A 23,774-nucleotide genomic window follows, 5' to 3' on the forward strand; every position below is an offset into this window, starting at 1 on the left:
GCACTTTCAATTCAGCGTCAAGGACTTCGCATGACCGCAACCAGAGAACGCCTGCACCGCGACGGGCAGCGCAGCATGATCGCGGGGCGTTCGCTGTGAGCGCGCCGATCCGCATCGCCGTCGTCGGCATGGGCAAGATCGCCAAGGATCAGCATCTGCCCGCAATCGCCGGGATCCCCGATTTCGATCTCGTCGCCACCGTCAGCCGCAGTGGCGACAGCACCGACGGCAAACCGCATTTCCACGATATCGAAGCTTTGGCCGCCAGCGGCATGGCGATCGACGCGGTCGCCCTGTGCACCCCGCCGCAAGTCCGCCGCCGCATCGCGCAATTCGCGATCGACCAGGGCTGGCACGTCTTCCTCGAAAAGCCCCCCGGCGCGACGCTCGCCGAAGTGGAAGCGTTGCGTGAAGCGGCCGATGCACGCGGCATCAGCCTGTTCGCGAGCTGGCACTCGCGCTACGCCGATGGGGTCGAGCCAGCACGCGCGTGGCTCGCCGACCGGACGATCCGCAGTGCCACGATCACGTGGCGCGAGGACGTCCGCGTCTGGCATCCCGGACAGGACTGGATCTGGGAACCGGGCGGGTTCGGTGTGTTCGATCCGGGCATCAACGCGCTGTCGATCGCGACGCGCATCCTGCCCAACCCGATGTTCGTCGAACAAGCCGACCTCGATGTTCCCGCCAATCGTGCCGCGCCGATCGCGGCGCGCGTTGGGTTCCGCGACACTGCGGGCACGGCGATCGCGATGGACCTGGATTTCCGCCAGGAGGGCCCGCAAAGCTGGGACATCGTCGTCGAGACCGACGCGGGCACGCTGACGCTCGCGAAGGGCGGGGGTGAGCTTTCGATCGACGGCGGTGCGGCGCCGACCGCTGCGGTCGATCTGCACGGCGAATATCCCGGCCTTTACCGCCGTTTCGCCGAGATCGTCCATGCGGGGGTCTCCGATGTCGATGTCAGCCCGCTCCGGCTGGTCGCCGACATCTTCCTGCGCGGGCGGACGACGATCGTCGAACCCTTCGTGGAATGAAGCGGCCACGCTCCAGCCGTTTCGCCGCCTGCGTTGCCGCCTTATGCCTCGCCACTTCGGCGGTAGCGCAGGAACCGACGGTATCGGTCACGATCCGTCCGGCGGTCGAGCGTCCGTCCACGGTGTTCGAAGGCTGGGGCACCGCGCTCGCCTGGTTCGCGCACGTCACCGGCAGCTGGCCCGAGGCCGATCGCGCTCGCCTCGCCGACCTGTTCTACGGCGCGGACGGGCTCGGCTGGACGATCGCGCGCTATAACATCGGCGGCGGCAATGCGGCGGATACACCGGCCTATCTGCGGCCGGGTGCCGCGATTCCCGGCTTCTGGCGGCAACCGGCAGGTGCCACCGGTCGCGACTGGTGGCGCGCGGATGACGCGGCGATGTGGGACTGGTCGCAGGACGCGAACCAGCGGTGGTGGCTGGATGCGATCCGTGTCCGCGTGCGCGAACCGATCTTCGAGGCATTTTCCAACTCGCCCCCTTGGTTCATGACCGTATCGGGTCGGGTGTCGGGTGCCGAGAAGGGCACGGACGACAATCTCCGCCCCGGATTCGAACGCCCCTTCGCCGAATATATGGTTCGCGTCGTCGACGAGCTGCAGCATCGCCACGGAATCACCTTCCGCACGCTCTCCCCCGTCAACGAGCCCAACACCGATTATTGGTTCGCCAAGAACACGCAGGAAGGCGCGCATTGGTCGCCCGCGCGCCAGGCCAAGATGATCGACGCGACGGATGCGGCGCTGAAGGCGCGTGGCCTCGCGACCGTCATCGCCGCACCCGACGAGACGAACTCGCATCTGTTCCTGCAGGACTGGGCCGCCTACCCAAAGGCAACGCGCGCGCGGGTCGGGCAGCTCAACGTCCACAGCTACGGCACGGTCAACCAGACCGGGGTGCGCGATGTGGCGCGCGCTTCGGGGATCAAGCTCTGGATGAGCGAGAACGATACCCCGCTCGACAAGGACCCGCAGGACTTCGAGGGCATGCCCTCCGCGCTCGCCTTTGCCGAGCATGTCGTCCTCGACCTCAAGCGGCTCGAACCCGCTGCCTGGGTCTTCTGGCAGGCAACCGAGAATACAGCACTTTCCGGGCCGGGTTCGAACTGGGGACTGGTGAAAGCCGATCTCCGCGTGCCCGCCGCCGGGCCGCACGCGATCCACGTCACGCGCAAATATTGGGCAATGGCGCAGTTCAGCCGGTACATCCGGCCCGGCTACCGTCTCGTGCCCGTCGACGATCTCGACACCGCAGGCGCGCTGTCCCCCGATGGACAGACGCTGGTGCTCGTCCATGTCAACGGCGGGATCAACCCGCGTGCGCTGGTCCTCCCGCGCGGCTGGCATACGCAGATGGTGCTGACCGACCAGAGCCACACGGGCTCCTGCGTGTCGGGGACCACAGTCCCGGCTCGCGCGATTGCGACGCTGCTGCTCACACGAACCATCGAGAAGACGCCATGCGCCGCCGGACGCTGACCGCTCTCGCGGCCCTGCTCGCGATCGCGCCTGCGGTCGCCGGGCCGCCCGCCCCGACCCCTGCCGCTGCCCAGCCGTCGAAGGCCGCCACGCTACGCATGCCCGACATGCCGCTGCACGATCCCTGGATCGTCGCCGACCGGAAGAGCGGCACCTATTATCTCTACACCAAGAACGATCGCCGCATGACCGGCGACGCTGGCATCGGAATCATGGCGTACACCAGCCGCGACCTAAAAACCTGGACCAAGCCGCGCGTCGTGTTCACGCTGCCCAAGGGCCTGTGGGCCAATGACGGAGCCTGGGCACCCGAGGTCCACCGCTGGCGCGGACGCTGGTATCTCTTCGCCACTTTCTACAACGATTCCGCCCCGATCCCCGCGACCGACCAGCGCCGCCCGATCCGACGGAGCACGCTGCTGGCGGTGAGCAATGCGCTGACCGGTCCGTTCACGCTCGTGCGGAACGGCGAACCGCTGGTCGACAAGAGCCGGATGTCGCTCGACGGGACGCTCTATGTCGATCCCGCGGGCAAGCCGTGGCTCGTCTACGCGCACGAATGGGTGCAGGTCGGTGACGGCACGATCGAGGCGATTCCGCTCGACGACACCCTGCGCGCCGCCGGACCGCCCCGCCTGCTGTTCAAGGCGTCCGACGCGCCGTGGGTCCCGCGCAAGGCCGAGACGAACTACGTGACCGACGGCCCCGAACTGATCCGCACGCGCACCGGCACGCTGCTGATGCTGTGGTCGAGCTATGACGCCAATGGCTATGTCCAGAGCATCGCCCGGTCGCGCACCGGTTCGATCGAAGGACCATGGGAACAATTGCCGCCGCTGGTGCGCGCCGATAGCGGGCACGGCATGATCTTCCGGCGTTTCGACGGCACGCTGATGATGGTGCTGCACCGCCCGTTCCAGAACGCCCGCGGCAAGCTGTATGAAATGCGCGACGTCGGGGACCATATCGCGGTCGTGCGCGAGGCGACCGAACTCGACGGCGAACGCCACCCGACCGATTAGTCGCTTGCGAGCACAGGATTCGTCCCACCCGTTCCCTTCGAGCGAAGTCGAGAAGCCCGGCACAGCGCAGGTTTCTCGACTTCGCTCGAAACGAACGGTTGGGGCTGAAGGCTAGACGTCGAGGTTCGCGACGCTCAGCGCATTCTCCTGGATGAACTCGCGGCGCGGTTCGACCACGTCGCCCATCAGGCGCGTGAAGATCTCGTCCGCGACATCCGCCTGGTCAACTTCGACGCGGAGCATCGAGCGATTCTGCGGGTCGAGCGTGGTTTCCCACAATTGCTCCGCGTTCATCTCGCCCAGCCCTTTGTAGCGCTGGATCGCAAGCCCCTTGCGTCCTGCAGTCAGGATCGCGTCGAGCAGCTGCGACGGGCGCGCGACCATCGTCGAGCCCTTGCTCACCGTAGCGGGCGCGCCTGCGCGGCCACCCTCGGGCGCGGTCGCCTCGGCTTCGTCCGCCGCCGCATCGGCTTCCGCCTGGGCTGCCGCCGCTGCCTTGTTCGACACGAGCCGGGCTGTATCGACGAACGCCTCGGCCTGTTCCACCGCGAGCGTATGGAGCTTGCGCGCCTCCGCCGAGCCGAGGAACGCTGCCTCGATGACGTGATGATCCGTCACGCCGCGCCACACGCGCTTGACGTGGAAGCCGCCGTCCTCGGCAAGCGTCGCCGACCAGCGTGCGTCCTGATCCGCCGCGTCGAGCCCACGGACGACCTGCACCACGCGCTCGCGCCGTGCGTCCATGTCGAGCGCCGGATCGAGCGCGCCACCCATCGCGAGCGCCTCGACGATCGTCGGGTCATACCGCCTGGGCACGAAGCGCATCAGCGTCCGCATCCGCCGCGCGTGATCAACCAGCGTCCGCAGGTCCGCGCCCGAGCGCGACCCCTGCGCGCCCTCGAGCACGACGCTCGCGACGCCATTCTCGACCAGATATTCGTCGAGCGCGCTGTCGTCCTTCAGATACACCTCGGAGCGTCCGCGCGTCGCTTTGTAGAGCGGCGGCTGCGCGATGTAGAGATGCCCCTTGGTGATGATCTCCGGCATCTGGCGGTAGAAGAACGTCAGCAACAGCGTGCGGATATGCGCGCCGTCGACGTCTGCGTCGGTCATGATGACGATCTTGTGGTAGCGCAATTTCTCGACGTTAAAGTCGTCGCGCCCGATCCCGGTGCCCATCGCCTGGATCAGCGTACCGATTTCCTTCGACGACAGCATCCGGTCGAACCGCGCGCGCTCGACGTTGAGGATCTTGCCGCGCAAGGGGAGGATCGCCTGGAAGTGGCGGTCACGCCCCTGCTTGGCCGAACCGCCAGCCGAGTCGCCCTCGACCAGGAACAGTTCGGACTTGGCCGGATCGCGCTCCTGGCAATCCGCGAGCTTGCCGGGCAACGACGCGATGTCCATCACGCCCTTGCGCCGGGTCAGTTCGCGCGCCTTCTTCGCGGCTTCGCGCGCGGCGGCGGCGTCGATGATCTTGAGGACGATCGCCTTGCCGTGCGCGGGGTTTTCCTCGAGCCATTCGGCAAGCTTGTCCGCCATCAGCGATTCGAGCGGCTGGCGCACCTCGGACGAAACCAGCTTGTCCTTGGTCTGGCTGCTGAACTTGGGGTCGGGCAGCTTGACCGAGACGATCGCGGTGAGCCCCTCGCGCATGTCGTCGCCGGTGAGGCTGACCTTCTCCTTCTTCAACATGCCCGATTTCTCGGCATAATTGTTGAGGGTGCGGGTCATCGCCGCGCGGAACGCCGCCATGTGCGTGCCGCCGTCGCGCTGCGGGATATTGTTGGTGAAGGCGAGGACGTTCTCGTAATAAGAGTCGTTCCACTCGAGCGCGACGTCGATCGTGACGTCGTCGCGCGTACCCGAGATCGCGACCGGCTCGGGCATCAGCGCGGCCTTGTTGCGATCGAGATATTTCACGAACGCGGCGATCCCGCCCTCGTAATAGAGCTCGACCGTCTTCACGTCCTCGTGCCGCGCGTCGTTGAGGAACAACCGCACGCCCGAATTGAGGAACGCGAGTTCGCGATAGCGATGCTCGAGCTTGTCGAAATCGAATTCGGTGATCTTGAACGTGGCGGGGCTGGGGAAGAAGGTGACGCGCGTCCCCTTCTTGCCCGGCGCGGGGCCGACGATCTTGAGCGGCGCCACCGCATCGCCGAACGCGAAGCGCATGTAATGCTCCTGCTCGTCGCGGAAGATCGTGAGATCGAGCCACTCGGACAATGCGTTGACGACCGAGACGCCGACGCCGTGAAGCCCGCCCGAGACCTTGTAGGCATTGTCGTTCGAGGTGTTCTCGAACTTACCGCCCGCGTGGAGCTGGGTCATGATCACCTCGGCGGCGCTGACGCCTTCCTCGGTGTGGATGCCCGTCGGAATCCCGCGGCCGTTATCCTCGACCGTGACCGATCCGTCGGCGTTAAGCGTGATGTCGATCCGGTCGCAATGCCCGGCAAGCGCTTCGTCGATCGCGTTGTCGGAAACCTCGAACACCATGTGGTGGAGGCCCGAACCGTCGTCGGTATCGCCGATGTACATGCCGGGCCGCTTGCGCACTGCGTCGAGGCCCTTGAGCACCTTGATCGAGTCTGCGCCATAGTCGTTGGTATTGGGGTCTTCTGCCATGCCAAGCGTATAGGGATTCAGGGCTGAAAACGGAAGCGAAATGGCATGAGCGTCCTGCGCCGCCCCGGCGGGATCCGGAGCGACGCAGACGGGTGTCAGCGCGCGAAGCGGTCGGCGCGCTGTCCGAGCAGCGTCACCTCGACTCGGCGGTTCTGGCGCATCCCCTGCGGCGTGGTGTTGGGCGCGACCGGACTGGCCTCGCCATGCCCGACGACCGAGAAGCGCGCGCGGGTCACGCCCATCTGGTCGAACGCGGTCCGCACCGCATCCGCGCGGCGTTCGGACAGCACCTGGTTGTGCGCATCGGTCCCGCGTGAATCGGTATAGCCGTCGATCGCGACGCGCACGCCCGCTTCCGAGCGGAGATAGTCGGCCAGGCCCTTGAGCTTGTCGATCGCGCCCGGGCGCAGCACCGCGCTGTCGGTTGCGAACAGCACGTCCTCGTCGAGCCGCATCATCGCGCCGCGCGGGGTCTGGCGGAAGCCATAGCCGCGCATCGCGCCCTGATCCCAGCCACCCCGCGGCGGTCCGCGGCGGTCCTCGACCACGACGACGCGGTCGCGCGCGGCCCAGTCGAAGCGGTCACGGCGCGGGCCGGCGACCTGCGCGAAGGCCCGGTTGGCGGCATCCGCTTCGCGCTGGTTGATCCGGCCATCACGATTGAGGTCGAAGTTGCGCAGCACGAATGCGCGGCCGCGATTGGTCTGGCGCAGTTCGGGGAACAGGATCGGCACGCCCGCGCCGCTCAATCGGTAATCGCGGTCGCCAGCGCGTCCGCCGCCCCAGTCCCAGCGGTCCTGTGCCGCCGCGGGAAGGGCACCCCCCACCAGCGCGATCGTGGCAAAGGCGGCGGCAAGAACGGATTTGCGGTCGAAGCTCATCGATGGTCTCCAGGCCCCCGCCCGTTCCCGCTCGCCTAGCCCCCGACCCTTTAACAACGCGTGAGCCTGATCGACAGTCGCGGTTCAGCCGGCACCCGCCCCGAGCGTAAGCCGTAGCGCATCGCGCCCGAGATCGGCGAACAACGCATCTTCGGTGCCCGTCATCCACACCTGCCCGATCCCGCCGAGCCGCGCGAACAGCGCCGCCCGCCGTACCGGATCGAGATGCGCCGCAACTTCGTCGAGCAACAACACCGGCGTCATCCCGGTCCGCTCCGCGACCAGTTCGGCATGCGCGAGAATGACGCCGAGCAGCAGCGCTTTCTGCTCGCCGGTCGAACACAGCGACGCGGCCTGCCCCTTGCCAAGATGCGTCACCGCCAGATCGCAGCGGTGCGGCCCGACCAGCGCACGTCCCGCGGCGGCATCACGCGTACGGCTCTGCGCGAGATCGGCGGCGAGCGTTTCCCCCGCACCCGTCCAGCCGATGAGGTCGAGCCCGGCGCGCGCGAACGGTCCGTCGGGTTGCTCGACCAGCCGCAGCCCGAGCGCCGCGACCGTATCGCGCCGCGCGAGATCGATCGCTATGCCGTGTTCCGCCATCTGCGCTTCCAATGCGCGCAGCCATTCGGGGTCGGGGCGCCCCTCCTCCCCCAGCAGGCGATTGCGGGCCCGCATCGCCGCCTCGTAGCGATTGGCGTGGACCGCATGGCCGGGGCTGAGCGCAAGCGTGAGCCGGTCGAGAAACCGCCGCCGCTCGCCCGCGGGTTCGACGAACAGCCGGTCCATCGCCGGGGTCAGCCACAGCACGGTCAGCCATTCCGCCAATTGCGTCGCCGCCACCGCGCTCCCCTGAACCCGGACGATCCGCCGTTCGGGCGCGTTCGGTTGCGCGCCGGTTGCGATCGCGACATCGCCGCCGAGGTCGCTGGCGATCCCGAACCCGCCCGGCCCGTCCTGCCGCGCCATCTCGCCAAGCCCCGCGCGCCGCAACCCGCGCCCCGGCGCCAGCAGCGACACCGCCTCGAGCACATTGGTCTTGCCCGCGCCATTCTCCCCCGTCAGCACGACGAACCCCGGACCGGGCGCAATCGCCAGCGTGGCGTGATTCCGGAAATCGGTGAGGACAAGACGCGTCAGCATTGCGTCCGCTCTACCCGCTTGGCCACGTTTCGCAATTTGTGTGATGCATCCCCACTCCGCCAAGACGGGGTTCGGCGGGTGCGACCAGCCTGCTCAGCCGGCGAGCTCGGGGATTGCCGCGGGATCGCGACGCGCGCTGAGATACGACGCCAGCTCCGCGCCCAGCACATGCTGCGCCTTCAAATATGCGGTTGGGGTGACGATCCCGAGCCGGGCACGCGCCGTCTCGATCGGCTCGGCGAGCAAGGCCAGATAGTCCTCGCCCGAAATCCAGCGCGCACGCCGACCGTTGCGATAGCCTTCCCAAACGGCACGCGCGAACAATGTGTTTCGCGTGACCGAAAGGCTCTTGAGCGCCGCCGCCCCGCCGATGAACGCCCAGCCGAGCCCGCCGACCTGCGCGTAACTGAACGCGACCAGACAGGCCTCGCCCAGCGATTCGTCCGCCTTGTAGCCGGTCAACACATGCCAGATGTCATGCGTGTCGCGAACGCGCCGCCCGAACCACGCATAGGGATGCGCGACCTGATGTTCGCTGTCGATCTTGCTGACCTGCACCAACCCATCTGCGGAATAGCCGGTCGTCTCCAGAAACGCGCGATATGCCGCGCCGACCGTGCCGGGGGCAAACTGCCGGACGAAGGCGCGATCCGAAAATCGTTCGGCCAGTTCGACGTGTTCCGAGGCGAGGCGTCCCCCCTCCACCGTCGCGATCAAACGTGCGTAATTCCTGGGGCCGTTACCGACGTTGAGCGCGCGCATGATGCGGAACACTTGCGTCGTGTCGTCGCCATTCGCCATCAGTTTGCGGATCGCGTCGAAGGCGGTGCGCCAATCGCGCCGACCGCTCGTGCCCGGTAACGCTGGAAGCTTGGCCATCGACTCGGCTCCTTACTGACACCTGTGTTAGTGCGAGTGGAACAGGCAAAGGTCAAGCGTGGTCGAAGGACGTATGCGGGGAGGATTGGTGGAAAATGGTGCACCCGACTGGATTCGAACCAGTGGCCTCTGCCTTCGGAGGGCAGCGCTCTATCCAGCTGAGCTACGGGTGCCTGAGCCCTCGCCTAGCAAAGCACGCGGTGCGACGCCAGCCCCGATCGACGATTCCCGGTCGCCGTCCGCGATTCACCGCGCGGCCAATGTCACCGGCTGGAATTGGCCCAGTCCGCAACTCGCACCGGGCGTCAGATACGGCGCCTGGTACAGCACGGTGATGATGTCGGTCGAACACAATCGGCTGAGGCTCGTCGCATAGCTGAAGCGCTGTTCGAACCTTAGGCTGGGACAGGCGCTGGGCAAGGTGTTGCGATAGACCTTGCGGCCGGTCATCATGAAATCGATCGTGCGGTCGTCGCGAACGCGTGTCTCGCGGATCTGGGCGAGCGGAATGCAGCTGACCGCCGCCCCATTGGGTGTCGCCTCCGGAATCTTCTCGCGCGCGACCGCGGCGGTTGTCACGGACAGCAGGGCGGTGGCGATCAGGGTAAGGCGCATGGACTATTCCTCGGCTCGACGCGGCTCCCCCGGCGTTTGCGCTGCGCGCGATTTCAGCGGGGGCGTCTTGGGCTTGAACGCGCAGAGATCCGCGACGACGCAGCGCCAGCATTCCGGCGTCCGTGCCTTGCAGACATACCGCCCGTGCAGGATCAGCCAGTGATGCGCGTGGAGCCGGAACGGCTGCGGCGTCGCCTTGTCGAGCTTGAGCTCGACCGCAAGCGGGGTCTTGCCGCGCGCCAGGCCGGTGCGATTGCCCACGCGGAAGATATGCGTGTCGACCGCGAAGGTCTCCGCGCCGAACGCGACGTTGAGCACGACGTTGGCGGTCTTGCGCCCGACGCCCGGCAGCTGTTCGAGCGCGGCACGATCATTCGGGACGACACCGCCATGCTCCGCGATCAGTCGCTCCGACAGCGCGATGACGTTCTTCGCCTTGGTGTTGAACAGCCCGATCGACTTGATGTGCGCCTTCAGCCCGTCCTCGCCGAGCGCGACCATCTGCTCGGGCGTGGTCACTTCGGCGAACAGGCGGCGCGTGGCCTTGTTGACACCCACGTCGGTCGCCTGCGCGGACAAAGCGACCGCGACGACTAGCTGGAACGGGTTGCCCGCCTCGAGCTCGGTCTCGGGATGCGGGTTGTCCGCCGCGAGCCGCGCGTAGAAGTCGACGACGTCGGCCTTTTTCACACCCCGACCACCTCTTCCATCGCGTACCGGCCAGCCGGTTTGCCCGCGAGCCACAGCGCCGCGGTGATCGCGCCGCGCGCGAAGATTGCGCGATTCTCCGCACGATGGCCGAGCTCGATCCGCTCGCCTTCGCCCGCGAACACGACGAGATGGTCGCCCGCGACCGATCCGCCACGGAGCGATGCGAAGCCGATCGTCCCTTCCGAGCGCGCACCGACCAGACCCGCGCGATCCGACACGCGCAGCTCGGCGAGCGGCGCGCCCCGCCCCGCCGCCGCCGCCTCGCCGAGCAGCAACGCGGTCCCCGAGGGTGCGTCGACCTTGTGGCGGTGATGCATCTCGACGATCTCGATGTCCCAGTCGGGCCCGAGCCGCGCCGCCGCTTCGCGCACCAGCTTGGCGAGCAATGTCACGCCGAGCGAGACGTTGCCGGTCTGCAGCACCGCGATCTCTTGCGCGGCGGCGTCGACCAAGGCGTGATGCGTCGGGCTGAGCCCGGTCGTGCCGATCAGGATCGGCGTCCCGGTCAGTCGCGCGACGGCGAGATTGCGCTCGAGCGCGGACGGCGCGGAGAAATCGATCAGCACGTCGGCGTCATGCGCGAGCGTCGCCGGATCGCCGCTTGCGTCGATCCCGCCCGCGAGCGTCGCGCCCAGATCAGGCACCGCCGCGGCAAGCGCCTGCCCCATGCGCCCCGCGCTCCCGATAATGCCGATCGCGGTCATCCCACTTGCTCCGTAAATTCCTCTCCCGGGCCTCTAGAGCCTCGCGTACAGAGATACCATGCGAGGAACGGAAAACATCGTGGTTCTGACCGGAGCCGGTATTTCAGCGGAGAGCGGGATCGCGACCTTCCGCGGCCCCGGCGGATTGTGGGAGGGGCACCGCGTCGAGGATGTCTGCACGCCCGAGGCGCTCGCGGCGGACTCGCAACTGGTCCATCGCTTCTACGACGCACGGCGCGCGGCGCTGGCGGGGGTCGCGCCCAATGCGGCGCACGCGGCGCTCGCCCGGCTGGATGCGGCGTGGCAGGGCGACTTGCTGATCGTCACGCAGAACGTCGATGACCTGCACGAACGCGCCGGCGCGAAACGGCTGCTCCACATGCACGGCGAATTGCGCTCGGCATTGTGCGCGGCGTGCGACGCGCGGGTGGCATGGGACGCGGCGTTGCCGCCGGGGTCGGTCTGTACGACTTGCGGCGCGCCCGACCTGCGGCCCGACATCGTGTTCTTCGGCGAGATGCCGTACCAGATGGAGCGGATCGAACGCGCGCTGGCGGACGCAGACCTGTTCGTCTCGATCGGGACGTCGGGCGCGGTCTATCCCGCCGCGGGGTTCGTCCAGGGCGCGCGCTATGCCGGCGCGCAGACACTGGAACTCAATCTGGAGCGGTCGGCGGGGAGCGGGTATTTCCACGAGACACGGCTCGGTGCGGCGGGGGTGCTGGTGCCGGAATGGGTGGAGGAGATGCTCGCCTAACCCCCTCCAGCGCTTCCCCGGCGAAGGCCGGGGCCCAGGAGAGGAACGCCAGAATGTCGGGCGGTGCGCTTCGTTACCCCGGACATCACGACTGGGCCCCGGCCTTCGCCGGGGAAGTGAAGAGGGGGACGAAAGCCCAGTTTCACTCCACCCAATCAAGCCCCATGTCGCGGTACACGTCGCGCTCGTCATCCCAGCCGGGCCGGACCTTGACGTGCAGGTACAGATGCACCGGCCGCCCCATGATGTGGCTGAGCTCGGTCCGCGCGCGCGCCCCGATTTCCTTGATCCGCGTGCCGCCCTTGCCGAGCACGATCGCGCGCTGGGTCGGGCGTTCGACCAGGATCTGCTGGTGGATCTCGACCGACCCGTCCTCGCGCTCGAGATACTGCTCGGTCTCGACCGCCGAGGCGTAGGGCAGTTCGGCGTGGAGCTGGAGAAAGATCTGCTCGCGTGTCACTTCCGACGCAAGGCTGCGCTCGGTCGCGTCGGAGACCTGGTCCTCGGGGAAATGCCACGGCTCGGCGGGCATCCGCGCCGCGAGATGCGCCTTCAACTCGGGCAGCCCGTCCCCGGTCGAGGCGCTGACGAAGAACGTCTCGTCGAACGTGACCAAGCCATTGAGCCGCTCGGCATGCAGCAAGAGCTTCGCCTTGTCGGCCAGATCGACCTTGTTGAGGATCAGGTACTTGGGTTCGGGCCGATCCTTGATCGCGGTCGCGATGTCGGTGACCTTGGTCGGCAACCCGCCCTTGGCGTCGACCACCAAAGCGAGCACGTCGGCACCTTCCGCGCCGCCCCACGCCGCCTGCACCATCGCGCGGTCGAACCGGCGCTTGGGCTCGAAGATGCCGGGCGTGTCGACCAGCAGCAACTGCGTGTCACCCTCGATCGCGACGCCCATCAGCCGCACGCGCGTGGTCTGCGCCTTGGGGCTGACGATCGCGACCTTCTGCCCGACCAGCGCGTTGACGAGCGTCGACTTGCCCGCGTTAGGGGCGCCGAGGACGGCGACGAGTCCGCATTTCTGGCTGTCGCTTTTCTGGTCGGTCATGGGTATCCTTGGAACAACGCGGCGTCACGCCGATAAAATGCATATAGTCCTGATGCGCTTCCCCGGCGAAGGCCGGGGCCCAGCAGCGGGCCGGACATTGCCGCGGGCTGTGCTCCGTTACATCCGCCATCGCGACTGGGCCCCGGCCTTCGCCGGGGAAGCGCTCATGGTTTCAAGGCGCGTGTACCCAAAGCCGCGCCATTGCACCAGCCGCGCTATTGCTCGTCCTCATACCCCTCGGGCGGCGGGGCGCGATCCTCGTCCTCATTGCGGCGACGGCGACCGCGGTCGTCCTCGCGTCCCCCTTCGCGATTGGGCTCGAAATCGAACTGCCCGTTGCGCAACCGCACCCGCCCGATTCCCGGAATCTCCCCCTCGACCGGCGGAATATTCTGCGGATCGAGGAAGTTCTCGATCGTCTCCTCATAGCCATTGGCGTCGGGATCGATCACCTCGGGCTCAGCCTCGGGCACGAACGCCGCGCCGACGCCGAGCGCCTGCTGCATGAAATCGCGCCACACCCGCGCGGGCACGCCGCCACCCGACAGCCCCGCGTTGGGGGTGTTGTCGTCGTTACCGACCCACACGCCCACGACCAGCCCATTGGCGAAGCCGACGAACAGCGCGTCGCGGCTGTCCTGCGTCGTACCCGTCTTGCCGTAGGTCTTGACCGACAATGCCGCCGCACGCCCCGTCCCCGCTTCCGCCGAGGCGGACAACAGGTCGAGCATTTCGTCGCGGATCGTCCCCGACAATGCCTTGGGGCGATTGGTCAGGCTCGCGAGCATCCCACGCTCGGGCGGATCCTCCAGCCCGCGTGCGCGCACCGGATATTGCTCGGCGGCGATCGCGGCATAGGCCTGCGTCAGTTCGAGCAGCGACATGCTCGCCGTCCCCAGCGCGATCGTCGCTTCGTTCGGGATCGGCGTCGTCACACCTAGGTCGCGCGCCGCCTTGATGACGTTGGCGACGCCCACTTCCTGCGTGATCCGCGCCGCCGCCACGTTGGACGAGCGTGCGAACGCCTGCCGCAGCGTAATCGGGCCAAGATAGCGCCCGTCCGAATTGCGCGGGCTCCAGTTGGCGATCGTGATCGGCTTGTCGTCGACGATCGAATCCGGCGTCATCCCGTGCCGCATCGCCGCCAGATAGACGAACAGCTTGAACGCCGATCCCGGCTGCCGCATCGCCTGGGTCGCGCGGTTGAACGGGCTGTCGGCATAGGATTTGCCTCCGACCATCGCGACCACGCGGCCATCGGGGCGCATCGCGACCAGCGCGACCTGCGCCTGCCGCAATCCCGCGCGCTTGACCGAGCGTTCCGCCGCACTTTGCAGCCGGCGGTCGAGCGTCGTGCGGACCTTGCTCTCGCGCGCCAGATCACCCGCCTGGTCGCGTGCAGCCGGGAGCACCCAATCCGCGAAATAGGTCCCGTTGGGGAGCGGCGCGACGCGGTCGGTCGCGAGCCGTGCGGGACGCACCGAAGCCGCGGTTTCCTTGTCGAGGAACCCGCCCTCGACCATCGCGCGCAGCACCAGCGCACCGCGGGCCCGCGCGCCGGACAGGTTGATCGTCGGTGCCAGTCGCGACGGCGCCTTGACCAGCCCGGCGAGCATCGCGCCTTGCGCGATCGACAGATTCTCCGGCGTCCGCCCGAAATAATGCTTCGCGGCGGCGCGCAGACCATAGGTGTTGTCGCCAAAATAGACCGTCGACAGATAGCGCGACAGGATCTGGTCCTTGGTCAGCCATGCCTCGAGCCAGAAGGCGATCAGCACTTCGCGGATTTTCCGCGCGGCGGTCCGGTCCGAATCGAGGAACGCGTTCTTCGCCAGCTGCTGCGTGATCGTGCTCCCACCCTGGTCGCGCCCGGTCGAGCGGACATTGTGGACGAACGCGCGCGCGATTCCCTGCGGGTCGATCCCCCAATGCGAGCGGAACCGCCGGTCCTCGATCGCGAGGAACGCGTTGGTGACATTCTTCGGCAACTTCGCCGCATCGACCGACGACCCCACGATCGCCCCACGCCGCGCGATCGGCGTGCCGTCGTCCGCGAGCAGCGTGACACTCGGCGGCGTCGGCGGCTGGAGCGACTTGGACAAGGGCGCGGTCACCGCAAGCCACGCGACCGCAAGCACGAACAGCACGATCCCCGCCGCAAACCCGCGCATGATCCAGCGTGTCCAGTTGATCCGCTGCCGCGTCCCGCGCGGACGCCCATTCGGACGGTCATCGTCCTCGGGCTCGTACGGGGCTTCGCGCAAATAGCGCTCGGGCGGGGGCACGCCGTTCGTCAGGTCCAGCGGGTTGCGCGGATCGTCACGATCGGATGCGTCAAAAGGGTAACGGCGCATGCTCACCAGATCCCGAAAGCCGGACGGATTAGTGTGTTATCTGTATAGGACAGACCGCGCAAGCAGGGAACAGGCATTTCCGGGCATCTAGCAGCGCAGGGGGCGCGGAGCGAGCGATGTTGCACAGCCGTCCAAAAGCATCTGCCGCGGCGCAGCGCAAAGCATTGAGGCAAAGCGCGGGTCGGGCTATTGAACCCGCTCCCGGTCGCCTGGCGGCCCAGCCGAAAGCCCCAACCGATGGCCGAAACCCAGCCCGATCAGCCCCTCGTCGTCGGTATTGGCGGGACGATCGGTGGCGTTTCCTCCACCGAACGCGCGCTGCGGATCGCGCTCGACGCAGCGGGGCGCGAAGGCTTCCGCACGCGGATGTTCGGCGGCGCGGACATGGCGCGGCTCCCGCTCTACGACCCGCGGGCGACGACGCGCACGCCCGAGGAAAACGAATTCGTCGAGACGATGCGGCAGGCGTCCGCGGTCATCATCGCCTCGCCCGGCTATCACGGCAGCATCTCGGGCGTTGTCAAGAATGCGCTCGACCTGCTCGAGGAAACCGCGCGCGATCCGCACCGCCCGTATTTGGCGGACATGCCGGTCGGGCTGATCGCGACCGCTTATGGCTGGCAGGCGACGGGCAGCACGATCGCGGCGCTGCGCTCGATCGTCCATGCGCTGCGCGGCTGGCCGACGCCGTTCGCCGCGGCGGTCAACACGCAGCTGACCAAGTTCGACGAAGACGGCGGGGCGAGCGACGCCGCGGTGATCGAGCAGCTCTCGCTCGTCGGCAAGCAGGTCGCGCGATTCGTGCCGGTGGCGATCCAGCATGGCTGACTCCGTGGATCGTCGCGCCGCGCTCGCGCTCGGGGGCCTCGGCGTCGGCGCCCTCGCCAGCGCGCCGCTTTGGGCAAAGGGGATGGGGGCGCAGGCGATGGGCGCGCAGGCGATGGTCGATCTCGGCCTGTACGAGGGCACCGGGCAACGCCCGCTGACCGATGCCTTCCCCGGCAAGAAGGGGATGATCCTCCAGCGCAGCCGTGCGCCGCTGCTCGAAACCCCGATGGCGGCGTTCGACGGCGCGCTCCAGGACGATCCCGTCACCCCCAACGACCGATTCTTCGTGCGCTGGCATTATGCCGACATTCCGCTGTCGGTGGACGCCGCCGCGTTCCGGCTCCGCATCGGTGGTGCGGTCAAGCGTGCGGTGTCGCTCTCGCTCGCCGAGATCCAGGCGATGCCGCAAGTCACGGTCACTGCGGTCAACCAATGCTCGGGCAATTCGCGTGGATTGTTCGGCCCGCGCGTCCCCGGCGCGCAATGGGGCAATGGCGCGATGGGCAACGCGCGCTGGACCGGCGTCCGGCTGCGCGACCTGATCGCGCGCGCCGGAACCGCGCCGGGCGTGGTGCAGGTCAAATGCGCCGGGCTCGACCAGCCCCCCGGCGATGCCCCGCATTTCGCCAAGTCGCTCGCGCTCGATCATGCCGAGGACGACGACGTGATCGTCGCCTATGGGATTAACGGCGCGGCGCTTCCGCTGCTCAACGGCTTCCCGCTCCGGCTGATCGTGCCGGGCTGGTATTCGACCTATTGGGTCAAGGCGCTCGATTCGATCGAATTGCTGACCGGCCCCGACACCGGTTTCTGGATGGCGAAGGCGTACCAGATCCCCGAGACCGAGGATGCCGGGGTCAAGCCCGGCGCAACCGGTTTCCCGACCGTGCCGATCAGCCGGATGCCGCCGCGCGCCTTCTTCACCCGCACCACCCCGCAGGAAGCGCGCGGGATCGCGATGGGCGGGGATGCGGGCGTCGCCAAGGTCGAGGTCTCGCTCGACGGCGGCGCGCACTGGCAACAGGCGCAACTCGGCCCCGACCACGGGCCATACAGCTTCCGCCGTTGGGCGATGCCACTGACGGGTCTGGCGCGGGGCCCGCACGAGCTTGCCGTGCGCACCATCAATACGCGCGGCGAAGGGCAGAAGCCCGCGCCGATCTGGAACCCCGGAGGCTATATGCGCAGCAGCATCGAAACCGCGCGCGTGGTGGTGGCATGAGCCGCGCATCGCTCGCCGCGCTGCTGCTGCTGCTACTCGGCGCGTGCAGCCGCACTGCGGCACCCGCCGATACCGCCCCCGCCGGTCAGGCCGCCCCGATCGCGCTGACGTCGCAGACGATCGCGCTTCCCGACGAGACGACGATGCTCCCGGCGAGCGCCGAGATCCTCACGACGAATTGCACCGCCTGCCATTCGCCCGAGATGCTGCTGACTCAGCCCAAACTCGACGCGAAGACCTGGACCGCCGAGGTCGCCAAGATGCGGTCCGTCTACAAGGCAGCGATCGACCCCAAGGACGACCCGAAGCTTGTCGCCGCACTCCTCACGCTTCCCAATCAGAAATAGGCGCGGACGAAGAACACGATCGTGGTCGCGGCGGTGACGAACAGCGTCCAGCCGCGCACCACCCCGGGCGACAGGCGCTTGCCGATCACCGCGCCGATCCACCCGCCGACGATCGCGCCGAACAGCATCGGCACCGCCGCCGCCCAGGCGACCAGTCCGGTCGAGATGAACACCACCGCCGCCGCGGCATTGGCGACCCCGAGCATCAACGTGCGCGGCGCGAACAGCGCGCGAGGGGAGACGCTCGCGAGCAACCCGTAGACCGCGGTCATCATCAACCCCACCCCGCCGCCGAAATAGCCGCCGTAGATCCCCAGGAGCGTCTGTGCGGCGATCAACGCGCGCGGCCCGATCGTGACGCGGGCGTGGAGCGCCTCCGCCGCGCGGCTGCCGAACGCGATCACGACCAGCGCCATCAGCAACAGCCACGGGATCAGCAGGTCGAACACCCGCGTCGGCGTGACCACCAGCAGCGCACTCCCGGCCAGCCCGCCGACGAAGGTGATCCCCGCGAGCAACCCCACGTTGACGCCCCCGACGGGTGCCAGTTCGCGGCGGAATGCCCAACTGCTCGTTGCGGCACCGGGTAGCAGCGCGACGTTCGAGGTCGCATTGGCGGTATTCGCGGGCAGCCCGAGCGCGATCAGCGCGGGCAGCGTCGCGAACGTCCCGCCGCCGGCCAGCGCATTCATCGCGCCGCCCAAGATCCCCGCGCCGCCGGACAGCGCGATTGTCGTCAAAGTCACGCGGGATTCCATCAGCTTGGCCATCGATCCGGCATCCATTGCGCCGTTCCTTCCGCCACCGCGCATGCTTTGGCGGAAGCTGCCGCGGGCGGCAAGCGCACGCACGATCGCCCGAAAGGTTGCGCACGCCGCCTGAACCCTCCGCCGCTTGGTGCGTTCGCTTTGGATGGTGGTCACAGGAACCACCAAAAAACGGGGACGTATCATCGATTGGCAGCAACGCTATTGCGGGCCGGCCCCCGTGCCGGCGACCTGGGCAGACCAGTGGAACAGTGATCCCGTGCTGATCGCGGCGATACTCGTCGCGGGCGCACTGATGATGTGGCGCTTGTCCGGGCCTCGCCGCCAGGCCGGTTTGCTTGCGTTGGCGGTGCTTGCGCTCGCCTTTGTGTCGCCGCTCTGTGCGCTGACGACCGCGCTGTTCGCGGCGCGCGCGGTGCACCATTTGTTGCTGTTCACGCTGGCCGCCCCGTTGCTCGCGATCGCCTTTCCCGCGCCGTGGCTGGGCAAGCGCGTTCCCGCCGTGCTGTTCGGGTCGACCGTGATGCTGTGGGCGTGGCACTGGCCGGTCGCCTATGACGCCGCGCTCGGCAATGTCGCGCTCTACTGGGTCATGCAGCTCGCGTTGCTGTCGGCGGGGTGGGCGTTCTGGACTGCGGTCGGTACGGCCTCACCCGCGCAGGCGGTGACGGGGATCGTCGGCGGTGCGGTCCAGATGGGCTTCCTCGGCGCGTTGCTCACCTTCGCCACGCGACCGCTCTATGCGGTCCATGCGACCAGCACGGTGCCGTTCGGGATCGGGCCGATCGCCGACCAGCAACTCGCCGGGCTGATCATGTGGGTGCCGGGGATGCTCCCTTATGCCGCTGCAATCGGCTGGATTGCGCACCATAGCTGGCGACAAATGACACAAACCGGTGCCGCAACATGATCCTGACGCTCGTAAAAGCGCTACATATTGCTGCTTTGATCCTGTGGAGCGCAGGCCTGATCGCCCTGCCGCTGGTGCTCGGCAAGCATGAGGCGGGCGAGGAACAGGCCGATTATGCGCGGCTCCGGCGCATCACCAACTATGGCTATACGCGCATCGTCACGCCCGCCGCCGTGATCGCGGTTTCCGCGGGTACGGCGTTGATATTCCTGCGAGAAGTCTTCGTCCCCTGGATGTTCGCCAAGCTCGTCGCGGTCGGCCTGCTGGTCGCGCTCCACGCGCTGATCGGCCATACCGTCGTCCAGATGAGCGAACGCCGCGGGGACTACATCCCGCCGTCCCCCCTCCCGCTCGTCTGTGCGATGATCGCCACGATGACCGGCGTGCTGCTGCTCGTGCTGGCCAAGCCGGTTATGCCGGATCTCACCCCCGACTGGCTCGAAACGCCGCAAAACAATCATTTGCCGTTGGAAGCGACCCCGACTTGATACTCAAACACCAACTTGCCGCCATGCCAGCCCGTGAAGCCCGTGAAAGCGACCGCGAACGTCGACAGCAGCAGGCCGTAGGGCAGGATCGCCTGCTCGTAGCCGGTCAGCCGATACCCCCAGTTCGCGCCGAGGATCGACAGCAGCATCACCGCGATGATGAAGTGCGTCCAGCTTGCGGCACGCGCGCGGATGCCCGGGACCATCAGCAGTTCGACCGTCCCCGCGATCCCCGCGAGCACGCCGAGCAGGAACCCTGCGCCCGACGCCCACAACCCGGCACGCGCCCAGAACGCATCGCCCGTCCACCAGTAGAGCACATCGGCGGCGAAGGTGCAGGTCGTCAACGCAATCGGAAAGGCGACCAGCACTGCATGGATCGGATGCCCGGCCAGCGCGACCTTGGACTCGGTGCGTGCGAACGCCGGGCTGTCGGCGATCGGGTCGCGCAGGCGCGTGTCCGTGGTGCGGCTGGAATCGGTCATCGGTCGGTGTTTTCCCGGGTGGCGCTCCCGGTCGTAACGGTCATGACGACCACAGGTTGCGCCGGATCGCTGTCCACGCTCGATCCCGCCGGCCCACACGCGGCCGACGTGGCGACGCTGTGGTGGGTGATGCTTGGCGGTGCGGCGGTGCTGGCGGCGCTGGTCTTCGGTCTGCTGGCGATCGCGATGCTCCGGCGGGATCGAGATGATTCCGCGCCGCGCGCGACCGTCTGGATCGGATGGCTCGGGCTCGCGATGCCGGTCGTGGTGCTGTCGGCGCTGCTCACCTACGCGCTGATCCTCGGCGCGCGCACCCTGCCCACGCCCGCCCCCGATACGGTCACGGTGGGGGTCGAGGCGCGGCGCTATGCCTGGGTGTTCCGCCACCCCGGCGGACGCGAGACGCAAGGCGTCCTGCATATTCCGGCGGGTCGCCCGGTCGATGCGTCGATCACCGCGACCGACGTGATCCACAGCTTCTGGGTGCCGCGCCTCGCGGGGAAGATGGACGCGATACCGGGGCATACCAACGTGCTCCGGATCGTCGCCACGCGCCCCGGAACATATCGCGGCGAATGCGCCGAATATTGCGGCACCGGCCACAAGGACCACGGCTTCACCGTCGTCGCGCATGATGCGGCGGGCTGGGCCGCCTTCGTTGGAGGAACACGATGAACGCGCTCAAGCGGCATCGCGCGATGGATGCGATCTGGCGGACCGAGCCCGGCTGGCGGGGCATGCTGCGATCGGTCAACCACAGCGACATCGGCAAGCGCTTCATCGTCGCCGCCTTCGTGTTCTTCGCGATCGGCGGCATCCTCGCGATGCTGATCCGCGCGCAACTGGCGACGCCGAACAGCGCGTTCGTGGGTCCCGAAGTCTATAACCAGCTGTTCACGATGCACGGCAGCATCATGATGTTCCTGTTCGCGATCCCGATGTTCGAGGGGTTGGCGATGTACCTCCTGCCCAAGATGCTCGGCGCGCGCGACATGGCGTTTCCGCGGCTCTCCGCGCTCGGCTGGTGGTGTTACCTGTTCGGCGGCAGCATCCTGATCGTCGCGATGCTCGCGGGCGTCGCACCCGACGCGGGCTGGTTCCTGTATCCGCCGCTGTCGGGCAAGGAGTGGACGCCGGGGATCAACAGCGACGTCTGGCTGCTCGGCATCACCTTCGTCGAGGTGTCCGCGATGTGCGCGGCGATCGAGATCGCGGTGTCGATCCTCAAACTGCGCGCGGCGCACATGCGGCTCGACCGGATGCCGCTGTTCGCCTGGTATCTGCTCGCGACCGCCGCAATGATGCTGTTCGGCTTCCCGCCGCTGATTCTGGGGTCGATCCTGCTCGAGGTCGAACGCGCATTCGGCTGGCCGTTCTACACCCCCGCGCTCGGCGGATCGCCGTTGTTGTGGCAGCATCTGTTCTGGCTGTTCGGCCATCCCGAGGTGTACATCATCTTCCTCCCCGCAGCGGGCGCGGTATCGACGATCCTCCCGGTCATGGCGCGGACCCGGATCCTTGGATATGGCGCGATCGTCGCGGCGGTGATGGCGCTCGCGTTCCTCAGCTTCGGGCTGTGGGTCCATCACATGTTCACCACCGGCATCCCGCATATGGCGCTCGGCTTCTTCTCCGCCGCATCCACGCTGGTGGCGATTCCGACCGCGGTGCAGATCTTCGCCTGGCTCGGCACGCTGTGGAGCGGACGCCCACAGATGAAGCTGCCGATGCTGTATCTGATCGGTTTCTTCATCGTGTTCGTGCTCGGCGGCCTGACGGGCGTGATGCTCGCGGTGGTGCCGTTCGATGCGCAGGCGCACGACACCGCCTTCGTCACCGCGCATCTGCATTACGTCCTGGTCGGCGGGTTCGTCTTCCCGATGCTCGCGGCGGCCTATTACTGGTTGCCGCATTTCACCGGGCGGGGCCGCGTGCTGCAATTGGGCGAGGCGGCCTTCTGGCTAATCTTCGTCGGGTTCAACGTCACGTTCTTCGCGATGCATTTGACCGGGCTGTTGGGCATGCCACGCCGGGTCGACACCTATCCCGAGGGCATGGGCTGGACCTGGCTCAACCTGACATCCTCGGTCGGCAGCTTCATCATGGCGTTCGGCTTCGCGCTGTTCGCGATCGATGTCGGGCTGCAGATCTGGCTCGGCCGCCACCGCCGCCGCAATCCGTGGAATGCAGGCACGCTCGAATGGGCGATGATGATGCCAGCGCCGTCGTATAACTTCGCAAGCCTCCCCACCGTCTCGGGGCAGGACCCGCTTGAAGGCGAACCTGACATGGCGCTGGCGCTGGCGCGCGGCGAGGGGTGGCTCGGCGAAGCGCGGCACGGCTGGCGCGAGACGCTTGCGGTCGACATGGTGACCGGCGCGCCCGAACATGTCGTGATCCTCCCGCAGAACAGCTGGTATCCGATCGGCATGGCCGCGACGCTCGGCGGGTTCTTCCTGTCAATGCTCGCAGGGCTGTATCCGGTCGCGCCGCTCTTTCTGGTCGGCGTGATCGTCCTCGCCTGGCGCTGGGGCTGGACGCACGGGCGGCGCGACGATGTCGGGCCGGTCACGGCCGGGCACGACCGCTCGCTGCCGACCGCGTTCGAGGTCGAGGGGACGGTCGGTTATTGGGGAAGCGTCTTCGCACTGGCGGCGAGCGCGACGCTCTTTACCTCGCTGCTGTTCGGTTACGCCTTCTTGTGGACCGTCGCGCCCAACTGGCCACCACCGGTGCTGGTCGCGGCGATGCTGTGGCAACCATTGCTTGCGATCGGCGGCGCTGTCATCGCACTGATTGCCGCACGGCGTGATGCGGTCACGCTGGCGCTCGTCGGGCAAGCCGCAATCATCTTCGCGCTGATAGGGGTCATCGCGTTCGCGCTGCCCGCGCCCGCCAGCCATGCCTATGCCGCGACGAGCGTGACGGTGGCGGGTTATTCGCTGTTCCATGCCGGCATTGCGGCGATAATCCTGGCGTTCCTGCGCGCCCGGATCGGCTCGGGGTTCGTCGCTGGTGCGCGGCAGGGCGAACGCCGGATCGCACGGTTGTGGAGCGACCATGCCGCGGGGTCGGGCGTGGTGACGATGCTGGTGCTGGCGATCCCGGGATGGCTGGCATGATCGCGCTGTTGCGGATGACCGCGGGGCTGATCGTCTGGGCGATCGCCTTTTGCGCGCTGTACGGCCTGAGCGGCATCGGCTGCGCGGCAGGATGGGCGTCGGCGCGTGCGATTGGAGGCCTTAGCGTCCACCACGCAGCGATGCTCGCGGCATGGCTCGCTTGCATCGCCGCGGCGAGTGGGGTTTGCGTCGCGCTGCGGCGACACGGCGACAGCATGATCGACAAGACGTCCTGGACGCTTGCCGTGGTCGGGCTGTTGGCGACGATCGTGACCGGCCTGCCGATCGTGCTCGTCCCGACCTGCCTCTAGCGAAACTGGCGGGAGCCGCGCTCCCGCC

General features: G+C 67.8%; 23 protein-coding genes and 1 tRNA gene. 12 read left to right on the top strand and 12 right to left on the bottom strand.

Annotated features, from left to right (window positions below):
- Positions 1-95 precede the first annotated feature (95 nt).
- From ABIC17_RS15440 to ABIC17_RS15450, 3 genes are read left to right on the top strand one after another with little or no spacing between them, the layout of a single operon-like run.
- Positions 96-1,037 (top strand): Gfo/Idh/MocA family protein, encoded by a 942-nt coding sequence (locus ABIC17_RS15440; RefSeq protein WP_354283232.1) that lies wholly within the window; start codon positions 96-98, stop codon positions 1,035-1,037.
- Positions 1,034-2,515, top strand: coding sequence for a glycoside hydrolase (locus ABIC17_RS15445; protein WP_354283234.1), 1,482 nt, complete (start codon positions 1,034-1,036; stop codon positions 2,513-2,515). Before ABIC17_RS15440 ends, ABIC17_RS15445 begins: the two co-directional genes overlap by 4 nt.
- The gene (locus tag ABIC17_RS15450; RefSeq protein ID WP_354283236.1) at positions 2,497-3,537 is read left to right on the top strand and encodes a glycoside hydrolase family 43 protein; all 1,041 of its coding nucleotides are present in this window, start codon (positions 2,497-2,499) and stop codon (positions 3,535-3,537) included. Before ABIC17_RS15445 ends, ABIC17_RS15450 begins: the two co-directional genes overlap by 19 nt.
- A gap of 111 nt (positions 3,538-3,648) precedes the next feature.
- On the opposite strand, the gene gyrB is transcribed toward ABIC17_RS15450, so the two are convergent.
- The 8 genes from gyrB to dapB form a co-directional block, all read right to left on the bottom strand.
- Positions 3,649-6,168, bottom strand: coding sequence for a DNA topoisomerase (ATP-hydrolyzing) subunit B (gene gyrB / locus ABIC17_RS15455; RefSeq protein WP_354283238.1), 2,520 nt, complete (start codon positions 6,166-6,168; stop codon positions 3,649-3,651).
- Positions 6,169-6,263: 95 nt separating this feature from the next.
- A complete protein-coding gene (locus ABIC17_RS15460; RefSeq protein WP_354283240.1) occupies positions 6,264-7,049 on the bottom strand; it encodes an OmpA family protein in 786 nt (261 codons plus the stop codon).
- 84 nt (positions 7,050-7,133) lie between these two features.
- A complete protein-coding gene (gene recF, locus ABIC17_RS15465) occupies positions 7,134-8,192 on the bottom strand; it encodes a DNA replication/repair protein RecF (RefSeq protein ID WP_354283242.1) in 1,059 nt (352 codons plus the stop codon).
- 93 nt (positions 8,193-8,285) lie between these two features.
- The gene (locus tag ABIC17_RS15470; RefSeq protein ID WP_354283244.1) at positions 8,286-9,071 is read right to left on the bottom strand and encodes a Coq4 family protein; all 786 of its coding nucleotides are present in this window, start codon (positions 9,069-9,071) and stop codon (positions 8,286-8,288) included.
- A 96-nt stretch (positions 9,072-9,167) separates the two neighbouring features.
- Positions 9,168-9,244, bottom strand: a tRNA-Arg gene (locus ABIC17_RS15475).
- Positions 9,245-9,317: 73 nt separating this feature from the next.
- Positions 9,318-9,686 carry a hypothetical protein gene (locus ABIC17_RS15480; protein ID WP_354283246.1) on the bottom strand — a complete coding sequence of 123 codons (369 nt, stop codon included), beginning with the start codon at positions 9,684-9,686 and terminating at the stop codon, positions 9,318-9,320.
- A gap of 3 nt (positions 9,687-9,689) precedes the next feature.
- Complete coding sequence (gene nth / locus ABIC17_RS15485; RefSeq protein ID WP_354283248.1) at positions 9,690-10,376, bottom strand: endonuclease III; 687 nt, start codon at positions 10,374-10,376, stop codon at positions 9,690-9,692.
- Complete coding sequence (gene dapB, locus ABIC17_RS15490) at positions 10,373-11,101, bottom strand: 4-hydroxy-tetrahydrodipicolinate reductase (RefSeq protein ID WP_354283250.1); 729 nt, start codon at positions 11,099-11,101, stop codon at positions 10,373-10,375. The genes nth and dapB overlap by 4 nt, the downstream gene beginning before the upstream one ends.
- 58 nt (positions 11,102-11,159) lie before the next feature.
- Between dapB and ABIC17_RS15495 the strand changes: the two genes are divergently transcribed.
- Entirely contained in the window at positions 11,160-11,858 is a 699-nt protein-coding gene (locus tag ABIC17_RS15495; RefSeq protein WP_354283252.1) for an NAD-dependent deacylase, read from the top strand.
- Positions 11,859-12,000: 142 nt separating this feature from the next.
- Here the strand turns inward: ABIC17_RS15495 and era are convergent, their stop codons facing one another.
- Both era and ABIC17_RS15505 read right to left on the bottom strand, forming a co-directional pair.
- Positions 12,001-12,912: a GTPase Era gene (gene era / locus ABIC17_RS15500; RefSeq protein WP_354283254.1), complete on the bottom strand. Its 912-nt coding sequence runs from the start codon at positions 12,910-12,912 to the stop codon at positions 12,001-12,003.
- 215 nt (positions 12,913-13,127) lie between these two features.
- Positions 13,128-15,266, bottom strand: a complete 2,139-nt coding sequence (locus tag ABIC17_RS15505; protein WP_354283256.1) for a transglycosylase domain-containing protein — start codon at positions 15,264-15,266, stop codon at positions 13,128-13,130.
- A gap of 237 nt (positions 15,267-15,503) precedes the next feature.
- Here ABIC17_RS15505 and ABIC17_RS15510 point away from each other — a divergent pair, with 237 nt between their 5' ends.
- The 3 genes from ABIC17_RS15510 to ABIC17_RS15520 are packed head-to-tail and all read left to right on the top strand — an operon-like array spanning position 15,504 to position 17,663.
- Entirely contained in the window at positions 15,504-16,094 is a 591-nt protein-coding gene (locus ABIC17_RS15510; protein ID WP_354283258.1) for an NADPH-dependent FMN reductase, read from the top strand.
- Positions 16,087-17,316, top strand: coding sequence for a molybdopterin-dependent oxidoreductase (locus ABIC17_RS15515; protein WP_354283260.1), 1,230 nt, complete (start codon positions 16,087-16,089; stop codon positions 17,314-17,316). The genes ABIC17_RS15510 and ABIC17_RS15515 overlap by 8 nt, the downstream gene beginning before the upstream one ends.
- The gene (locus ABIC17_RS15520; protein ID WP_354283262.1) at positions 17,313-17,663 is read left to right on the top strand and encodes a cytochrome C nitrite reductase; all 351 of its coding nucleotides are present in this window, start codon (positions 17,313-17,315) and stop codon (positions 17,661-17,663) included. The genes ABIC17_RS15515 and ABIC17_RS15520 overlap by 4 nt, the downstream gene beginning before the upstream one ends.
- On the opposite strand, the gene ABIC17_RS15525 is transcribed toward ABIC17_RS15520, so the two are convergent.
- The gene (locus tag ABIC17_RS15525) at positions 17,654-18,586 is read right to left on the bottom strand and encodes a sulfite exporter TauE/SafE family protein (protein WP_354283264.1); all 933 of its coding nucleotides are present in this window, start codon (positions 18,584-18,586) and stop codon (positions 17,654-17,656) included. The two genes, ABIC17_RS15520 and ABIC17_RS15525, sit on opposite strands and share 10 nt — an antisense overlap.
- Before the next feature lie 64 nt (positions 18,587-18,650).
- Between ABIC17_RS15525 and ABIC17_RS15530 the strand changes: the two genes are divergently transcribed.
- Together ABIC17_RS15530 and ABIC17_RS15535 are read left to right on the top strand one after the other, a co-directional pair.
- Positions 18,651-19,340, top strand: coding sequence for a cytochrome c oxidase assembly protein (locus ABIC17_RS15530; protein ID WP_354283266.1), 690 nt, complete (start codon positions 18,651-18,653; stop codon positions 19,338-19,340).
- Positions 19,337-19,828, top strand: a complete 492-nt coding sequence (locus ABIC17_RS15535) for a CopD family protein (protein WP_354283268.1) — start codon at positions 19,337-19,339, stop codon at positions 19,826-19,828. Before ABIC17_RS15530 ends, ABIC17_RS15535 begins: the two co-directional genes overlap by 4 nt.
- Here ABIC17_RS15535 and ABIC17_RS15540 read toward each other — a convergent pair.
- Complete coding sequence (locus ABIC17_RS15540) at positions 19,798-20,313, bottom strand: DUF2231 domain-containing protein (RefSeq protein ID WP_354283270.1); 516 nt, start codon at positions 20,311-20,313, stop codon at positions 19,798-19,800. The genes ABIC17_RS15535 and ABIC17_RS15540 overlap by 31 nt on opposite strands.
- 42 nt (positions 20,314-20,355) lie before the next feature.
- Between ABIC17_RS15540 and ABIC17_RS15545 the strand changes: the two genes are divergently transcribed.
- The 3 genes from ABIC17_RS15545 to ABIC17_RS15555 are packed head-to-tail and all read left to right on the top strand — an operon-like array spanning position 20,356 to position 23,746.
- Positions 20,356-20,988, top strand: a complete 633-nt coding sequence (locus ABIC17_RS15545; protein ID WP_354283271.1) for a cytochrome c oxidase subunit II — start codon at positions 20,356-20,358, stop codon at positions 20,986-20,988.
- Positions 20,985-23,435 carry a cytochrome c oxidase subunit I gene (gene ctaD, locus ABIC17_RS15550; RefSeq protein ID WP_354283273.1) on the top strand — a complete coding sequence of 817 codons (2,451 nt, stop codon included), beginning with the start codon at positions 20,985-20,987 and terminating at the stop codon, positions 23,433-23,435. The genes ABIC17_RS15545 and ctaD overlap by 4 nt, the downstream gene beginning before the upstream one ends.
- On the top strand, positions 23,432-23,746 hold the full coding sequence (locus ABIC17_RS15555; protein ID WP_354283275.1) for a hypothetical protein: 315 nt from the start codon (positions 23,432-23,434) through the stop codon (positions 23,744-23,746). The genes ctaD and ABIC17_RS15555 overlap by 4 nt, the downstream gene beginning before the upstream one ends.
- The last annotated feature ends 28 nt before the right edge of the window (positions 23,747-23,774 follow it).

The sequence above is a fragment of the Sphingomonas sp. PvP056 genome, assembly GCF_040549155.1.
Taxonomy (GTDB): Bacteria; Pseudomonadota; Alphaproteobacteria; order Sphingomonadales; family Sphingomonadaceae; genus Sphingomonas.

Coding starts and splice junctions, on each gene's coding strand:
- ABIC17_RS15445 (WP_354283234.1), top strand. CDS start 1,034: ATGAAGCGGCCACGCTCCAGCCGTTTCGCCGCCTGCGTTGCCGCCTTA.
- ABIC17_RS15450 (WP_354283236.1), top strand. CDS start 2,497: ATGCGCCGCCGGACGCTGACCGCTCTCGCGGCCCTGCTCGCGATCGCG.
- gyrB (WP_354283238.1), bottom strand. CDS start 6,168: ATGGCAGAAGACCCCAATACCAACGACTATGGCGCAGACTCGATCAAG.
- ABIC17_RS15460 (WP_354283240.1), bottom strand. CDS start 7,049: ATGAGCTTCGACCGCAAATCCGTTCTTGCCGCCGCCTTTGCCACGATC.
- recF (WP_354283242.1), bottom strand. CDS start 8,192: ATGCTGACGCGTCTTGTCCTCACCGATTTCCGGAATCACGCCACGCTG.
- ABIC17_RS15470 (WP_354283244.1), bottom strand. CDS start 9,071: ATGGCCAAGCTTCCAGCGTTACCGGGCACGAGCGGTCGGCGCGATTGG.
- ABIC17_RS15480 (WP_354283246.1), bottom strand. CDS start 9,686: ATGCGCCTTACCCTGATCGCCACCGCCCTGCTGTCCGTGACAACCGCC.
- dapB (WP_354283250.1), bottom strand. CDS start 11,101: ATGACCGCGATCGGCATTATCGGGAGCGCGGGGCGCATGGGGCAGGCG.
- ABIC17_RS15495 (WP_354283252.1), top strand. CDS start 11,160: ATGCGAGGAACGGAAAACATCGTGGTTCTGACCGGAGCCGGTATTTCA.
- era (WP_354283254.1), bottom strand. CDS start 12,912: ATGACCGACCAGAAAAGCGACAGCCAGAAATGCGGACTCGTCGCCGTC.
- ABIC17_RS15505 (WP_354283256.1), bottom strand. CDS start 15,266: ATGCGCCGTTACCCTTTTGACGCATCCGATCGTGACGATCCGCGCAAC.
- ABIC17_RS15510 (WP_354283258.1), top strand. CDS start 15,504: ATGGCCGAAACCCAGCCCGATCAGCCCCTCGTCGTCGGTATTGGCGGG.
- ABIC17_RS15515 (WP_354283260.1), top strand. CDS start 16,087: ATGGCTGACTCCGTGGATCGTCGCGCCGCGCTCGCGCTCGGGGGCCTC.
- ABIC17_RS15520 (WP_354283262.1), top strand. CDS start 17,313: ATGAGCCGCGCATCGCTCGCCGCGCTGCTGCTGCTGCTACTCGGCGCG.
- ABIC17_RS15535 (WP_354283268.1), top strand. CDS start 19,337: ATGATCCTGACGCTCGTAAAAGCGCTACATATTGCTGCTTTGATCCTG.
- ABIC17_RS15540 (WP_354283270.1), bottom strand. CDS start 20,313: ATGACCGATTCCAGCCGCACCACGGACACGCGCCTGCGCGACCCGATC.
- ABIC17_RS15545 (WP_354283271.1), top strand. CDS start 20,356: ATGACGACCACAGGTTGCGCCGGATCGCTGTCCACGCTCGATCCCGCC.
- ctaD (WP_354283273.1), top strand. CDS start 20,985: ATGAACGCGCTCAAGCGGCATCGCGCGATGGATGCGATCTGGCGGACC.
- ABIC17_RS15555 (WP_354283275.1), top strand. CDS start 23,432: ATGATCGCGCTGTTGCGGATGACCGCGGGGCTGATCGTCTGGGCGATC.